This is a genomic window from Flavobacterium sp. Root420, assembly GCF_001427905.1.
GTDB lineage: Bacteria > Bacteroidota > Bacteroidia > Flavobacteriales > Flavobacteriaceae > Flavobacterium.
Map to the genome: position 1 here is coordinate 25150 of NZ_LMEF01000003.1, position 18459 is coordinate 43608.

At 35.7% G+C, this 18459-nt stretch carries 9 protein-coding genes; all 9 read left to right on the forward strand.

The genetic code is table 11. From position 1 onward, the window contains the following. Positions 1 to 45: 45 nt before the first annotated feature. On the forward strand, positions 46 to 2736 hold the full coding sequence (locus ASC72_RS04600; RefSeq protein ID WP_056187515.1) for a DUF5695 domain-containing protein: 2691 nt from the start codon (positions 46 to 48) through the stop codon (positions 2734 to 2736). A 7-nt stretch (positions 2737 to 2743) separates the two neighbouring features. Continuing rightward, a complete protein-coding gene (locus tag ASC72_RS04605; protein ID WP_056187518.1) occupies positions 2744 to 4846 on the forward strand; it encodes a beta-galactosidase in 2103 nt (700 codons plus the stop codon). 34 nt (positions 4847 to 4880) lie between these two features. Then, positions 4881 to 7025: a family 43 glycosylhydrolase gene (locus ASC72_RS04610; protein ID WP_056187520.1), complete on the forward strand. Its 2145-nt coding sequence runs from the start codon at positions 4881 to 4883 to the stop codon at positions 7023 to 7025. Positions 7026 to 7070: 45 nt separating this feature from the next. Continuing rightward, positions 7071 to 8282 carry a Xaa-Pro peptidase family protein gene (locus ASC72_RS04615; RefSeq protein ID WP_056187523.1) on the forward strand — a complete coding sequence of 404 codons (1212 nt, stop codon included), beginning with the start codon at positions 7071 to 7073 and terminating at the stop codon, positions 8280 to 8282. A 10-nt stretch (positions 8283 to 8292) separates the two neighbouring features. Further along, the gene (locus ASC72_RS04620; RefSeq protein ID WP_056187526.1) at positions 8293 to 10503 is read left to right on the forward strand and encodes an alpha-galactosidase; all 2211 of its coding nucleotides are present in this window, start codon (positions 8293 to 8295) and stop codon (positions 10501 to 10503) included. 186 nt (positions 10504 to 10689) lie between these two features. Beyond that, positions 10690 to 12921, forward strand: coding sequence for a DUF6055 domain-containing protein (locus ASC72_RS04625; protein WP_056187529.1), 2232 nt, complete (start codon positions 10690 to 10692; stop codon positions 12919 to 12921). Between the two features lie 470 nt (positions 12922 to 13391). Further along, complete coding sequence (locus ASC72_RS04630; protein ID WP_056187533.1) at positions 13392 to 13949, forward strand: RNA polymerase sigma-70 factor; 558 nt, start codon at positions 13392 to 13394, stop codon at positions 13947 to 13949. Between the two features lie 114 nt (positions 13950 to 14063). Further along, on the forward strand, positions 14064 to 14984 hold the full coding sequence (locus tag ASC72_RS04635; RefSeq protein ID WP_056187535.1) for a FecR family protein: 921 nt from the start codon (positions 14064 to 14066) through the stop codon (positions 14982 to 14984). A 70-nt stretch (positions 14985 to 15054) separates the two neighbouring features. After that, positions 15055 to 18444, forward strand: a complete 3390-nt coding sequence (locus tag ASC72_RS04640) for a SusC/RagA family TonB-linked outer membrane protein (protein WP_056187537.1) — start codon at positions 15055 to 15057, stop codon at positions 18442 to 18444. Positions 18445 to 18459 lie beyond the last annotated feature (15 nt).

The window sequence follows — 18459 nt, forward strand, 5'->3', positions numbered from 1 at the left end:
GAAGCTAAATAGACTCTGTTTAGATCTTAAAAAATAATAAGAATTATGAAAAAAATAAAACTTTTGGCTTTGATGATTTGTTGCTTCATTGCTTCAAATAATTTGCAGGCACAAGAATATTGGGATAAAATTAAAGCGAAAAAATCAACGCTTGAGGTAGAAAAAGGATTTATTAGTTTGAATACAAAATCTTTCGAATTAAAATTATTGAAATCTTCTCAGACTGTTGCGGCTTTGTCTCCTCTTACAGATAAAACTTTTGATTTTACACCCGGAGAACGACTCTCTATTCGTGATAAAGACGGGCTATATCAATTGGGAGATATCAATCTTCGAATTAAAGCAGCAGACGGAAGCTGGAAAAGTTATTCTACAGCTGCTAAGCGAGCTTCTATTATTCCTTTGAATGTTTCAGGAAATGTTTTGGCTGCCGCTGATCTTTCGAACACATTACCAGCCGAAATTCCTTTAACCATAAAACGTTTTTACGAAGAAAAAGAGGGGAATTTAATATTGCGTTTCGAAATCACAAACAAATCAAATGGCGCTCAGGAAATAGGAGCCTTAGGAGTTCCGATGGTTTTTAATAATATTCTCGAAGGAAAAACATTAGACGAAACACATCTTCACAATGTGTTCTTTGATCCCTATATTGGTAAAGACGCCGGTTATCTTGAAGTAAAAAGATTAAGCGGTCATGGCCCGGCATTGTTAGTGCTCCCGGAGGCCAATATGCCTTTTGAAGCGTATCGTCCATTGTTGGATGATGAAACACCGAGAAGCATAGTTTTTGAAGGTTTCCATGAATGGATGCCGTTGAGTAAAGCTTATGCTGATCAGGAATGGAAAACGGCTGAACAATGGAATACGCCAACTTCATTGGTACTTCAGCCGGGAGAGGTTAAAAGTTTTTCATTGAAGTTTGTATTGGTTGATCAAATTGAAAATATTCAATCTGGTTTAATTCAAAACGAACGCCCTGTAGCGGTTGGAGTTCCGGGTTACGTTTTACCTCAGGATGTAGACGGTCAACTTTTTCTGAAATATAAAAAAGCGGTTAAATCTTTTAAAATTGAACCGGAAGGAGCTTTAGTTATAGAAGAAAAATCAAAAAACAAGAATGGATATTTTCAGTATGCTGTTCACGGAAAAAAATGGGGAAGAGCAAGATTAACGGTATTTTATGAAGATGGATTAGAGCAAACAATCAATTATAAAGTGATAAAATCAGAAACAAATGTAGTAGCTGATTTTGGACATTTTTTGACAACAGCGCAATGGTTTGATGAAAAAAATGACCCTTTTCATAGAAATCCTTCGGTAATCTCGTATGATTATGAAACTAAAAAACAAGTAAGTCAGGACAGTCGTGTCTGGATTTCGGGTTTAAGTGACGAAGGTGGTGCAGGAGGCTGGCTTGGTGCTATCATGAAACAATTAATAGACCCAAATAAAGAAGAAATAGAAAAATTAGAGCAGTTTGTTGATAAAACGTTGTGGGGCGGAATTCAGTATAACATAGCTGACACGCTTAAATACGGCGTTAAAAAAAGTGTTTTTTATTACGAACCTAAATTAATGCCAGAAGGAACGTACAGTAAGGATGTTAATTATAAAACATGGGCAGCATGGGACAAAAAAGGTGCTGATGATCCGGGAAGATCCTACAATTATCCGCACGTTGCCGCGGCATATTGGACCATGTACCGTTTGGCCAGATATCATGATGGTCTGGTTACCAATCATGCCTGGGACTGGTACTTAAAAAATGCTTATGAAACCAGTATTGCGATGACAAGATTAGCGCCGTATTATGCGCAGTTTGGACAAATGGAAGGGACGGTCTTTTTATTGATTTTAAAAGATTTAAAAACAGAAGGATATACCGAAATGGCGAATAATTTAGAAGCAAAAATGAAGGTTAGAGCCGATTATTGGCGAACGCTTAATTATCCTTTTGGAAGCGAAATGCCCTGGGATTCTACCGGTCAGGAAGAAGTATACATGTGGTCTGATTATTTTGGGTATACCGATAAAGCGAAAATAACGCTGGACGCCATTTTAGCCTATATGCCTACAATGCCGCACTGGGCTTATAATGGAAATGCCCGCAGGTATTGGGATTTTTTATACGGAGGAAAATTATCAAGAGTAGAACGCCAGATTCATCATTATGGTTCGGCTTTAAATGCAATTCCGGTTTTGGAACAGTTCAGAAAAACCCCTGATGATTTTCATTTATTAAAAGTAGGTTATGGCGGATTATTAGGCGGAATTTCAAATATTACAGAAGATGGTTTCGGAGCTGCAGCTTTCCATTCTTATCCTGAAACTTTAAGGATTGATTATTTGTCAGGAGATTATGGTTCTGGTTTCTTTGGCTACGCTGTAAACACTGCGACTTTTATTACCAATGAAAAAGAATGCGGCTGGGTAGCGTTTGGAGGTAATTTAAAAGAGAAAGGAGATGAGGTTGAGGTAGCTATTACAACAGCTGCGAAATCCAAAATATTCATCGCTCCAAAGAAAATTTGGCTGACATTAGATGCGGGAACTTTTAAAAAGGTAAGCTACAATACTAAAACTGGTAGTATTATAATTACTTTAGATGCTAAAACACCCTATACTCAAAATGCTTACTTAAGAGTAGACAAAGAGGTAAAATTATCTTATGAAAAAATTAGAGGCGCCTATAAAATCGCTTTGAAAAGTAAGACTGTTCAAATTAAATTATAAGTATGAAATGAAGCAAAAATCAAAAACACACCTTTTCAATAAAATAATATTTATTTTATTTGGAATACTTACCGGTTTAAATTCCAGCGCTCAAAATTTTGAAAAATATTTCCCTAAAAAAGACTTGACAACAGTAGGGGTATATTATTATCCGGAACATTGGGACCAGAGTCAGTGGGATCGTGATTTGAAAAAAATTGCCGAAATGGGTTTTGAATTTACCCATTTTGGAGAATTTGCCTGGGCACAATTAGAACCGCAGGAAGGTGTTTATGATTTTAAATGGCTGGACAAAGCTGTTGGTATTGCTGCAAAATATAATTTAAAAATTATCATGTGTACCTCAACAGCGACACCTCCTGTATGGCTGGTTCGCCAGCATCCGGATATATTGGCTACTTATGAAGACGGCACTAAAACAGATCACGGTTCAAGACAGCATGCATCATTTTCGAGTAATTATTATCGAAGCTATTCGTTAAAAATGATTGAACAATTGGCGAAAAGATATGGCAACAATAAAAATATTATTGGTTGGCAGGTAGATAATGAACCTTCACGTTTTCTGGATTATGGACCAGACGCACTGCAACGCTATCGCAATTGGTTAAAAGAAAAGTATGCAACTATTGACGCTTTAAATGAAGCCTGGGGGAACAATTTCTGGAGCGGGACTTACAGCAATTTTGATCAGATTAATATTCCGTTACACAAGGAATGGGGAATGAACTTACACTCCCAATTAGATCATTATCGATTTGCAGATCAGGAAACGGCAACATTTCTGGATAGTCAGGCGCTTACCATACGCAAATATATAACCAGAGACCAGTGGATTACTTCTAATTACAGATCCAATTATGACGAAAGCTTTGTTGGAATGAGCAAGGAATTGGATTTTGACTGCTACACACGGTATTTAGTTTATGGCGGAAGTCTTGGAATAGGCCCGAAAGGATATCGATTAGGAGATTATACCAGTATCGGAATGTCTAATGATTTTTTTCGACCTTTAAAAGGAATGTATGGTTGTATGGAACTACAACCGGGACAAGTAAACTGGGGAAGTATTAATCCGCAGCCATTGCCTGGAAGTATCCGTATGTGGTTATGGCATGTTTTTGCAGGAGGCAGTAAATTTGCGTGTACGTATCGTTTTCGGGCTCCTTTATACGGTTATGAGCAATTTCATTATGGCATTGTAGGTACAGACGGTGTTACGCCAACCGTTGGAGGTATCGAATTTGCCCAGTTTATAAAAGAAATTGATACGTTACGAAAAAAGTATGATGCTAAAGCCGTTTTACCGGATTACTATTTAAAACGTAAAACCGGAATTCTATTCAATGCAGATAATGTTATGGGCATTGAGTTAAACAAGCAAACAAAAGAGTGGAATACCATTGGACATTTTTTAAAATATTATAGAGCAACAAAATCGATGGGTGCGCCAGTCGATTTTGTTCGGGATACTACTAATTTCTCAAACTATCCTTTTTTAATTGTACCAGCTTATCAGATGATCGATCAAAAAATGATTGATAAACTAACGTTGTATGCCCAAAACGGAGGCAATTTAATCATGAGCTGCCGATCCGGAATTCAAAATCGTAAAGGCCATCTTTGGGAAGCAAAATTTTATGAACCCATGTGGAATTTAATAGGTTCTCAAATAGAATCTTATGATTTGTTAATGCCACAGTCTCCGGGTATAATAAAATTTGATAATCAGGAATTTGCGTGGACTAGTTGGGGAGATTTATTAAAGCCAAATAAAGAAACAGAAATTTGGGGAAAATATGACGGCGATTTCTACGCTGGAACGCCCGCTATTATTTCACGTAATTTAGGTAAAGGAACAGTAACCTACATTGGCGTAGATTCCAAAAATGGCGAACTTGAAAAACAAGTATTAAGAAAATTATACCAAAAACAAAATGTGCCTATAGAAAATTATCCTGAAGGAATTATGGTAGAGTATCGCGATGGTTTTGGTATCGCAGTCAATTATTCAGATAAAATCTATAATGTCAATTTACCTAAAAATGCTAAAATTATTATCGGAACTACAGCAATAAAAACTGCTGACGTATTGGTTTGGAAATATTAATAGAAATAAGCTATTCAAGTTAATTACAATTGCAATGCTGAAAAAGAAACTATTATACAGTCTTATCATACTTGTTTTTACAGGAACTATTTTTGCTCAAAAAAAGGTTGATGTAAATTCTCCCGGAGCAGGAAATCCTATTTTACCAGGCTGGTTTGCTGACCCTACTATTAAAAAGTTTGGAGATATTTATTATATCTACGCCACCACAGATAACGAAATGCTGGCATCTGGCGCACCGACAGTCTGGTATAGCAAGGACTTTAAAAATTGGTACAATTATATAATGGAAATCCCTTCTTTTTCAGCAAAATCCATAACTAATTTTTGGGCCCCTGATATTGTTCAGGGAGATGATGGTAAATATTATTTGTATTTTGGAAACTGTGAAATAGGCTGTAATATTTATGGTTATGTTTCCGATTCTCCTGTCGGACCGTGGAAAAAATTAAACGATCAGGATGTTCCGGTAATTTCAAACGGCTATCCCAGAGAAGGTTTTCCATCTCTGGATGCACAGTTTTTTAAAGATACTGATGGCAAAATATATGGCTATTGGGGAACCTGGGTGCATTACAATGGCGGATACGCGGTTGGAGAATTGAATAAAAAAACAATGAGTGATATGATTCATTCCACCAATATACCATTAGCCCAAACTCCGGCTCCTTTTGAAGCGGCTTATATGATGAAAAAAGGATCCAAGTACATTTTGATGTACTCCGGAGCATCTTGTCATGATGAAACCTACAATGTTCGTTACTCTTATTCTGATTCGCCTTACGGACCTTTTACGCCCGGAAAAAACAATCCGATTTTGAGTACCAATGAAGATCAGACGGTGCATGGTCCCGGACATCATTCTGTTTTACAGGAAAATGATGATTACTACATTGTATATCATAAACATGATTATCCTATGACCAGAGGCGGGCTCGCCAGACAGGTTTGTATTGATAAAATGATTTTTGAAAACGATTCGACAATTAAAACGATTGTGCCTTCAAATAAAGGAATAAATGATTTGTTAAAGTCTGAAGTTCCTCAGGATATTGCTTTTGGAACAAAAACTACTGCTTCTTCTTTTTATCATTTAAAGTCTACTCAGTACGATTACGAATATAAATCTTCTTATGCAACAGATAGTAATAATGCCACAATGTGGAAAGCAGCCGATAATACAACTCCTCAATATTTAATTGTTGATTTGGGTTCAGAAAAAAAGATAAAAAGGGTTATGACCCAATTTGAATTTGCCAGTTATTATTACCAATATAAATTGGAGTATTCTTTAAACGGGACCAAATGGCAGCAGTATGCTGATAAATCTAAAAATCATACAGCGGGAAGTCCAATGATTGATGACAACGATGTGACGGCACGATATATAAAACTAACCGTTTTAGCGACCGAAAAAACTGGACTTTATGCCGCAGTTTGGAACATCAAAGTTTACAGTTCACTATTTGATCTTCCTTTAAAATTAAAAAATGCAGCATCTAATACTGTTCCCGCAGTAAAAAGTACGAAGAAACTTTTAGTTGATTTAGACGCTGGCAAAATGACTAATAATTCAGATCTAAATACCATTTCTAATAAAGGTTCTATTGGCGGAATTTTTACAAAAAGCGGCGAAATATCTTTAGAAAAATCAGAAGGAGTTAAGGCTTTTAATTTTAAAAATGGAGCTTTTACTTTAGACAAATCAGTACCAAAAACCCTGGCATGGAACGGTTCTTACACAGCTGCAACCTGGGTTAAAAATCCTGAAATAGCAAATGAAGGAGAAATTATAGCGTCATGGTGTGACAGAACCGAATTTGGCTTGGCAAATTCATACAATGCGCTGGCTTACAATAGCGGCAATTATGGAGCAGGAGTACATTTAGACGGTCATTTTGATATGAAGTTTAATAAAATCCCCGAAGCGAATAAATGGCATTATATCGTTTTAACTTTTGATGGTGTTGTTGAGAAGGTGTATGTAGATGGTGTTTTGGATAATTCGCAAAACATGCTATTATCTTCGGCAATTGACAATGCTAAAATTATAATTGGCGGATCAGATATTGGTGAAAATTTCTCTGGTTTTATGGCCTCATTGCGACTTTATGATTATGCCCTGAATCAGGAAGATTTACTTCAAATGATGAAACAGACAAAACCTAAAATAGAATAAATTAAGATTAATTAATTTAGCCGTTTAACGAAAATTATATATAAAATGACAATAGGTATTGGCGGTTCTACTGCGACAATTGAATTAGAAAAAATAGAAGACAGGACTCAGGATGTGCAACCAATTCTTTTAGAAGAATACTTGGAACGTATTAAAAAAGCGACACAATTAATGAAAGAGCGTTCGGTTAAGGCATTATATCTTAACGCAGGAACAAACCTGTATTATTTTACCGGAACGCTTTGGAATGCTTCTGAAAGAATGGTAGGTGCACTACTTTTTGAAGATGGCTCTTTAGAATATATAGTGCCAAAATTTGAAGAAGGAACTTTTAAAAAATACATGCAGGTTGAATCTCAGATTAATTGTTGGGAAGAACATGAATCTCCCTATGTTTTATTTGGAAAGTTACTGAAGGATAAAAATTTTAACAGCGGATCAATTGCTATTGATGAGTCTTCTCCTTATTTTTTAGTTGATGGAATTGCAAAGGCAAATAATAGCTATGATTTTATAACGGCGCAAAATATTACTTCAGCCTGCCGAATGCAAAAATCAAAAAATGAAATTGCCATTATTCAAAAAGCAAAGGATATTACAATGGAAGTTCAACGAGCTGCTGCCAGGATACTAAGACCCGGGATCACAGTTAGCGAAGTGAGAGATTTTATAAATAAAGCGCATATAAAAGCAGGAATACCTTCTGGCTCTTATTTCTGTACTGTTCTGTTTGCTGATGACACGCAATATCCTCATGGAGTTTCAGTACCTCAGCCTTTAAAAGAAAATGAAGCCGTTCTTGTTGATACAGGCTGTAGGCTGCAAGGATACCTTTCGGATATTACAAGATCGTATGTTTTTGGAACTGCTTCGGAGGAATATAAAACAATTTGGAATTTAGAAAAAGAGGTACAACGTGTTGCTTTTGAAGCTGCAAAAATTGGTTCTTCATGCGGATCAGTAGATGATGCAGCCCGAAAAAAACTGAAGGAAGCCGGATTAGGCCCGGATTATGATTTACCCGGATTACCGCACAGAGTAGGGCACGGAACCGGACTTGATATTCATGAATATCCGTATTTAGTCCGCGGAAGCGAAATAAAACTGTCCGAAGGCATGGTAGTGAGTAACGAACCTATGATTTGTATTCCCGGAAAATTTGGAATCAGACACGAAGATCATTTTTATATGACTAAAGAAGGAGCAAAATGGTTCACTACGCCTATGCAAAGTGTTGACAATCCATTTGGATATTAAAAAATAAAAGATGAAGCGATTCTTACTGTTATTCCTCACGATTGTTTATTGCGCTGTTCAGGCACAGGAAAGTGTTATAATTACTGTTGAAACTGAAACTTCGGCTTTGGTTTTAAAAGTAGGTAAAAACAAAAAACTCTACCAAACCTATTTTGGAACAAGGTTGAATAACAGTTTAGAATATGAATTTATTTCGAAAGAAAACACAAAGAAGTTTGTTGTAAATGATGGTAATCCTTTAATTGATTTGCGTCATGCAGCTTATCCCACTTTTGGAACAGATAATTTATTTGAACCCGCTATCAGGCTAACACATAACGATGGAAATCCTTCATTAGAATTAGAGTATCAAAGTCATACTTCTCAAAAAATAGATGCTAATGCTACAGAAACCATTATTAAATTAAAAGATCCTCAATATCCCGTTTTTGTCAATCTTCATTACAAAATATTTTATAATGAAGATGTAATTGAGTGCTGGACAGAAATAGAACATCAGGAAAAAAAAGCAGTGATGCTTTATAATTATGCTTCATCGGCTTTACATCTGGATGCTGATCAATATTGGCTTACACAATTTTACAGTGATGTTGTCGAAGAAATGAGAATGGAAGAAAGCCAGCTCACAAGAGGAAGTAAAGTCATTGACTCAAAATTAGGAGTTCGAACCAACATGTTTGCATCGCCGAGTTTTTTTCTCTCTTTAAATTCAAAATCAACAGAAAATACAGGCGAAGTCATAGCAGGTTCAATAGCATGGTCAGGAAATTTTAAATACACATTTGAAATAGACAATAATAACGAACTAAGAATTATTTCAGGAATCAATGAATTTGCATCAGAATATAATTTAGAACCCGGAAAAGTTTTTAAAACACCTGCTTTTATTTATACATTTTCGAATCACGGAAAAGGGCAGGCAAGTAGAAATTTACATGCCTGGGCAAGAAAATATGGGCTTAAAGATGGTGAAAAGCCTCGACTGACTTTATTGAATAACTGGGAAACAACTTTTTTTGATTTTGATCAGGTTAAATTGGCCAAGATGTTTGACGATGCCAAAACACTGGGAGTCGATATGTTTTTGCTTGATGATGGCTGGTTTGGAAATAAATATCCAAGAAGCGGTTCTGTATCAGGACTGGGAGACTGGCAGGCGACAAAAACAAAATTGCCTGACGGAATTGGTTATTTGATGGGAAAAGCCAAAGAAACCAATGTGAAATTTGGTATTTGGATTGAACCGGAAATGGTCAATGAAAAAAGCGAGCTATATGAAAAACATCCGGATTGGGTTCTAAGTTTGCCTAATCGTCAAAAGAGCATTTATCGCACCCAATTGGTTCTGGATTTATGCAATCCAAAAGTCCAGGATTTTGTATTTGAGGTGGTAGATGATATTATGCAGACCCAGTCTGGTGTGGCCTTTTTTAAATGGGACTGCAACAGAATGATGACAAATGCGTACTCAGCGTATTTAAAAAAACAGCAATCCCATTTGTTTATCGAATATACCAAAGGTTTGTACAAAGTTTTAGACAAAATAAAATCCAAATATCCCAATCTTCCAATGATGCTTTGTGCCGGAGGCGGCGGCAGGGTAGATTATGGGTTGCTGAATTATTTTACAGAGTTTTGGGCAAGTGACAATACAGACCCTTTTGATCGGGTTTTTATACAATGGGGATATTCTAATTTTTATCCTGCATTGGCGACCTGCAATCACGTGACTTCGATGGGAAATCAATCCATTAAATTTAAGACCGATGTGGCTATGATGGGAAAACTGGGTTTTGATATTAACGTTGGAGGATTAAAGCCAAACGAATTAAAATTTTGCCAGGAAGCTGTTGCTAATTACAAACGATTAAGTCCGGTACTTTGGCAAGGAGAGTTGTACCGATTAATTTCGCCTTATGAAGATACCAGAGCAGTTTTAATGTATGTAAATAAGGATAAAACACAATCGGTAGTTTTTTCCTATACACTGCATCCGCTAACGGATCCTAATTACAGTTTGGTGCGGCTGGAAGGACTTGACCCTTCAAAAAAGTATAAAGTAAAAGAAATTAATATAATGCCCGAAAGCAAAAACACTTTTGAAGAATCAGGCAATGTATTTTCAGGCGATTTCCTAATGAAAATTGGAATAAAAGTTTCTTCATCCAAACAGGAAAGCAGTGTTGTCTTAGAGATCATAGATGCAGAACTGAAAAATTAACGTAACAAAGTATAGAATTTGCAATTTAACGGATTGCTTTTGTAACTATTTGTGTAACAGATTTATATATTTTAATAAATAGGTAAAATAGTATTAATTGAAGGTAATATTGTCTTATAAAGACTATAAATTTCAGGATTATATTTACAATACAATATATTTCTTAACCTATTAATTAATAATGCTATGAAAAAATTTTTACTACTAGTTGTCGTATTTCTGGCAAGTCATTTTGCAATTGCCCAGAAAACACTTTTTACTCCTACAGAATGGAGTGATCCAAATAATGAGTTTTATAATAAAGTATCGAGCTCCAGAAAGTATGAGTCTACGAACTTTGTACTCTATTGGGGTGATAAAGTGGGTACAAATCCGGCTGCTTATTCTGATCCGGCATTAAGGTTTACGCCAAAATCGGTTGCCGATACCCTTGAAACTAGCTTTAAGCGGTATATAACCGATTTGCATTTTATTAATAATGCTCCAACAACAAATTTCGGCAAGTACAAAATCATTATTATGATGATGAACACCTGGAATTCTACAGACCCACGGTTAGAGGCTTTTGCACAGGCAAGTTCATTTAGTAATACCATTGGTGCTATGTTTGTACATCCTGAAGCCACCAGAGACGGTGGGGCATTATCGCATGAGTTTGCACACACGCTGCAGATGATGATGCATATTCAGGAAAATCCAGGTAACGGAACTGCATTTTCAGGCTATGATTGGGCGGGTGCGTTTTTTGAAGGCCATGCTAATTTTATGCGGGCTCAGGCGTATTCGCAATGGTCAGAGATTGACGGCACTTTAACCCGTTGGATACAGACCAAACATTTTATGTGGTCCTCTAATCGACATCACTACACCAATTTTCATTTGATGTATTATGTTCAGGAAAAAGAGGGATTTGATTTTACAAGACGTATGTGGGCAGAATCTATCAATGAAGAACATCCGCTTCAAACAATTAAGAGGTTAAAAGGCTTTACACAGGATCAACTCGATGATTATCTTTGGGGATATGCCCAACGACAACCGGCATTTGACTATCCTATTCAATGGAATTCCCAAATAAATACGACCAGTAATTTTGGAAAGACAATCAGAAGCGTTTACAATAGCATAAAGACCAATATGCCGCGTTATACCAGCAGGCAATACACGTTGTTAACTAAAGTTACAGGTACCACAGATCAATATTATACCAATAATGACTGGGCTCCGCAGGATTACGGAATGAATGTAATTCCGCTATACCCAACATGTGCGGGAACTCAAAAGAAAGTTACGATAAAGTTTAAAGGTCATACAGAAGTTAATCCAACTCAGGCCGGCTGGAGATATGGTTTTGTTACCACAAAAACAGATGGTACAATATCTCGTTACAGTCCAATGTATAAAACGGATGGCGAGGCTTCCTTTACTCTTAATACAGGTACAGAAGCAAATATTTTTCTGGTAGTTTTCTCAGCACCAAAAGTTCATGTTAATTATAATATGGATGTGGGTTATCCTAAGCAGAGAAGATATCCTTATGAACTAAAAATTGCAAATGCCACTCCGGAAGGATATCAGCCGGCAGCTAGTTTTAGAAGTTTTCTTAAAACAAATGGACATTTACACACTAACGGTGGAGGATGGGTATCTAATAATGCGACTGTTGCATCAACAGTTTATGTTGGACCTTATGCAGTTGTCAGAGCCGGTACTGTTTCAGGAAATGCACGCATAGAGGAGTATGCAATGGTAGATGGAGGAACTATAAATGGTAATGCAATTGTAAGAGGAAATGCATGTGTTTACAATGCAACTTTATCCAATAGTGTCATTGTTGAAGGTAATGCCTGGATGGAAGGAGGTTCAGTTTCCAATACAGCTAATATTAAAGGAAATGCTATGCTGTTTGCCGGCAATTTTGGCAGCTCAGTTATAGTGGGCGGTGATGCAGAAATTGGCAGTTGCTCTACGCCGGGTGTTTATTTGCAATTTCCTTACTGGAGAAATGGCAGAACAGATTGCGATGGTAAAGGCGCTAGTGACACTTCTAATATCGATATAAATCCAACATTTACAAATTTCACACCCGCACAAATGGCTTTTAGTACAACACCAACATGTGCAGTAAGTACGCTTGTCGACAATAAATCAATTCTTGATTCAGAAGAAGATTTGAGTATTTACCCTAATCCAACATCGGCAAACATCAATATAACTTTTCTGCAAACCGAGCAGCAAAAGGTTACCATTTCATTATTTGATATGAGTGGAAGTAAGCTAAATGTTATTACAGATAAGATCTATGAAGTTGGCAGAATTGAAATTCCGTTCAATTGCAGTCACTTGATTAAAGGAGTTTATCTATTACGCATTCAAACCGGAAACACTATTGTAAATAAATCATTTATTAAGCAATAGCTATTTAGTATTTTTAACGTGCCATTTATTTGCCTGCGGGGTTTAGTATAAAAACCAAAGCAGAGAAATGGTAACTATCAGACAAGGAGCCTGCAAAATATTTATTTTGCAGGCTCTTTTTTAATTTCTATAACATCCAATTTATAGTTGTTTTCGGATTTGTATCTACTGTTATTCGAATTATTTTATTTATCAAAGGCCTGTTGTAAACCTGTTTTGATTTCATCAATTAGGTGCAAAAGTAATTTTCAATGTGAAATGTTAATACAATGTTTTATAATGAGACTGTTTTATTAATATAAAGGTAACCTTATCGACCTACCCTGATTTTAATTTTGGAGACATATTATAAAACAACACACTGTAGAATATGTCATTTTTAAAATTAAGAATACATCGAAAAAAAGCAATCAGGATTAGTGATTTAATAATCGTTTTTCATTCACTAAATAATACAAAAGTGACCTATTATGTATAAGGGGTTTACCGATGAAGAACTTGTTGAATTATTAAGACAAGGAAAAGATAAAGCGTTTGATGAATTGTATTTTCGGTATCGGGATGTATTGGTTCGCTTTGTTTATATGCGAATGAAATCTGTTCCTGTTTCTGAAGAAATTGTTCAGGAGGTTTTTACCACAATTTGGGAACGCCGAAAGATTTTGATTATTCAAAAGAAATTTTCGGCCTATATCTATACTTCGGTTCGATATACGACTTTAGATTATATAAAATCACACACTATTACCGACCAATATATCAAGGAGGTTGTCGATAGAAGTCATAATAACTACAGCAGTAGCAGCACTACTGAAGATTCTATCTATTATGAAGAACTACAAGAAGCAGTAGATAAAGCCGCTTTGTTACTTCCAAAAAAATCTAAAGAAGTTTTTATTTTAAGTCGTATCAAACATTACACTAACAAAGAAATAGCCGAAGAACTTAACGTTTCGCATGAAACCGTAAAGTATCATATTGCTTATGCGTTAAAATTTATGCGAAGCTATTTGAGCGAATTCAACTGACAACAGATTTACAAATTTTGATATACGCTTTTTTCTTAACAAAAGCGTAACCTTATCAACCTACCTGAAATTAAGATTTCTAAGACATACTATTAAAGAGATAAATAAATTATAATGCCTGAAAAATTACATCAAGATATAAAACTTTTTTTACAAGGTAAGCCTTCCTTAAAAGGAGAAGAAATATGGAATAAGTGGTACGATCACCAGAAAGATTTTTTTGACCCTGCTCTAATTATTGAATCCGACCGTTCGAAACTAAAAAAAGAAATCAGACAAATAAAGAAATCAGAAAAGGTATTTTTTCTTCAGAACAGAAATTGGGCTATAGCAGCTTCGCTGTTATTATTAATGGGTTTGTCTTTTTTTGTTTATCAATCATCCATAAACACAATAACAAAACAATACACTACGAAGTCAGGAGAACACGCTAAAATAATGTTGAGTGATGGAACTAAAATCTGGTTAAATGCCGGAAGCCGTTTAAAATATCCTGCCAAATTTAAAGGAGATACACGAGAAGTTTATTTAACCGGTGAAGCTTTTTTTGATGTTGCCAAGGACAAAAAACATCCTTTTATTATTCATACTGATAAAATGGATACCAAAGTTTTGGGAACGAGCTTTAATGTTCAGGCTTATCCGGATCATGCTACGCAGGAAGTTTCGGTTTTAACCGGACGAGTAAATGTGAAATCGACGGTTACTGAGGAAAATGTATATGTAACTCCGGGACAAAAAGTAGTTTTTAAATCAAAAAGCAATAAACTACAGGCCTTTACTGATATTCCTCTGAATTCTATCTCGCTATGGCGAAAAAATATCATTGTTTTTGAAGATGCTCCTTTACCCGAAGTCATTGCAACAATTAATCGCAAATATAATGTTACGATCGAAATTGGAAACAAGGATTTAAACAATCTAAAAATAAGCGCCTATTTCAAAGAGCTTCCTGTCGAACAGGTTGTCGCTTTGGTATGCAATATCATAAATGCTGATTATAAACTGGAATCGGGAACTTATATCATACGATAACTTTTAAAATCAAACGAATCAATCTACGTAGAAAACCAATCATAATCAAGAACAATTAAAACTCAAAAACATGACTAAAAAACAAATGCGGTATGTCGTAAACTGTCAGAGCATTAAAAAATCTGTATTAACCAAAGCACTTCTTTTTGTGGCTTTATTTTTTATCGGATTAACTGCAAAAGCGGGCAGCGTAGATATAGGCAAAAGAGTTACCTTAAAAGTAGAAAATGAAAGTATCAGGAATGTTTTTCAGAAGATAGAAAAACAAATTGATGTGCATTTTATGTACGAAACGAATCAGGTTAATACCAATCAAAAAATTAGTTTAAAACTGAATAATGTTACACTAGAGCAGGCACTAGATAAAATATGCAGCAATTTTTTCCTGAAATACGAAATTGTAAGCAATAATATTGTGATCAAAAAAAGTCAAAAAGTTTCGGATGCCGATCAAAATAAGATCAGTATTTCAGGAACGGTTTACGGAGGTAATGACGGAATGCCGTTGCCAGGTGTCGGGATTAAAGATAAAGGTTCTGATGCAGCAACAACAACAGACTTTGACGGAACTTTTAAGATTGAAATAAACGCAGCTGAGGCCATACTGGTTTTTTCGTATGTGGGTTATGTTGATCAGGAGGTTAAAGTAACGCAAGCCGATAAAAACATCACTATCAAATTAGTAGCCGATATGAAACAACTACAGGAAGTTGTAGTTATGGGTTATGGAAGTGTAAAAAAGAATGAAGTTTTAGGATCTGTAGGATCTGTTTCTATGAAGGAAACTTCAAGCAGAACATACAACAGCGCCGCTGAATTACTACAAGGGACTGTTGCCGGTGTTACGGTGCTTAGTAATGGTGGTGACCCAACGGCTGAACCAACAATTAATATTCGTGGTATTGGTTCTTTGAATGCTGAAACACCATTAATTGTTTTGGACGGAATTATTTATAGCGGTTCATTAAATACTTTAAATCCAAATGATATTGCTTCGATAAGTGTTTTGAAAGATGCAGCTTCTGCAGCCATCTACGGTGCAAGAGCTTCTGGTGGTGTAATTTTAATTACGTCTAAAAAAGGAGTTTCGGAGCATATTAATGTAAATGTAAATTATCAGGGAGGTTTTCAGAATGTAGCTAAAAAACTGGATGTTCTTAATGCTGCCGAATATGCAGATGCTATGAACACGGCAAGAGATAATGCAGGTATGCCAAGAATTCCGGCTTTTGATCCGGCATTTGAACCAACGGCGAGAACTACAAAAACAAACTGGATGGATGAAATTTTTCATACAGGAGAAATTCAGGATTTGTCCCTTTCTATAAACGGTAAAACAGAAAAATCTAATTTCTTTGTTTCAGGAAGTTATAGAAAAAATGAAGGAATCTTATTAAATACTTTTGGTGAGCGTTATACAGCAAGAGCAAACTCTTCTTTTAAATTAGCTCCAAATTTTACAATTGGAGAAAATTTATCTTATTCGTTGACTAACGGTCAGAGCGCCAATACATCAAGCGGTTATACAGGAGCGATTTTGGCAGCCATTTTTTATCCGCCAAATGCAACAATATATAGAGAAGATGGTTCTGGACAATTTGGAGGAGTTCCTGAAAAATATATTGGTTCTTATGGAGATGTTATAAATCCTGTTGCTTATTTGAAAAGACTGGATAACAGAAATCCTGTGTCGACGATTTTGATCAATCCTTATGCAGAATGGGAAATAGTCAAAGGTTTGAAAGTAAAAACAAACTGGGGTTACACCAGAATCCAGGATAATGCAAAAGATTTTGCAGTCAAAATTAAAGAGCCGGGAAAAATATTCGACTTTAACAGATTAACGCAAAAGTCAATTACAACTACAGATTTACTAGGTGAACAAACAATTTCTTACGAAAAATCTTTAGGGAAACACAATTTTAAAGCCTTAGCCGGATATACGTATCAGGAAACAAAAAGAGAATTTTATACGATCGAAGGAACAGGTTTTGATAACGAAGATCCATCACAACGTTATTTGCTAAATGCGAAATTAATTCAGCAAACGGCAGCAGGATTATCTGACGAAATTATTTCCTCTTATGTTGGAAGGTTAAATTACGATTTTAATCAAAAATATTTATTCTCTGGAATTGTTCGTCGTGACGGAACTTCAAAACTTTTATCAGCGAATCGCTGGAAAGTTTATCCTTCTGTTTCTGCAGGATGGTTAATTTCTGAAGAAGAATTTATGAAAAACATCAGCCCAATTGTAAGTAATTTAAAACTGCGCGCAAGCTGGGGACAAATAGGAAATTTAGGAAATCTTGGACCATACCAATTTAGTGTTCCATTGAATCAGACTCAGGCTTTGATTGGTTCAACTCCGGTAATTAATTATGGTTATGCCGAAGGTGAATTATCAAATCCTAACTTAAAATGGGAAAGCTCAGAGCAGACTAACATTGGTTTGGATTTTACAATGTTCAACAATACCCTTACAGGATCTGTAGATGCATACGTAAAGAAGAACAAAGACATGTTGGTTCGTGATCAGCTTCCGGGTGTTTCAGGAACTCCGCAAGGTCGAATTGTAAATTCCGGAGATGTAGAAAATAAAGGTATTGAAGCTAGTTTGACGTACCAAAAAACACGTGGGGAATTTAAGTTTGATGTAACAGCAAATGCTGCATTTTTAAGTAACAAAATTGTTTCTATTAAAGATGGTTTAACTTCTCTTGAGCCTTTAAACATTAGCCGCGTTCGTAGTTTGCCTTTAGCCAATATTTATCAGGTTGGAAGCCCGGTTGGTGCCTATTACGGATACACTACAGAGGGATTATTTCAAAGTACTCCCGAAGCAAAAGCATATGTAAACAGTTCTGGTACAGTGTATCAGCCAAATGCAGTGGCCGGAGATATTAAATTTAAAGATGTAAACGGAGATGGCGTAATTAACAACAGCGATAGAGTAGTATTGGGAAATCCGTTTCCAAAAACGACTTACAGCTTAAATGCCAATTTTAGATATAAAGGTTTTGATATGAATATCTTTTTTAACGCAGTAGCAGGAAATAAGGTTTTTAATGCCGTAAAATATACAGGTCTAAACGCTTCCTTCCCAGGATATAATTTATTGGCTGATTCTAAAGATGCCTGGTCGCCAACCAATACAGATACCAATATTCCGGTTCTTTCCTCAACAGATAATAACAATAATTTCGGGAGAATCTCTGATTTTTATATCGAAGATGCTTCATTCATAAGATTAAAAAATGTTTCGATCGGTTATACTGTTAAAGAAAATTGGCTGAACGGAAAAGCAAAACTTAGATTCTTTATTTCAGGACAAAATTTATTTACAATTACAAATTACTCCGGAATGGATCCAGAAGTTGGACTTAATAATTTTGGTCTGGACTTAGGTAAATATCCACTTTCCTGTATTTATATGACGGGTGTAAATGCTACTTTTTAAAAAAATATAAAACAA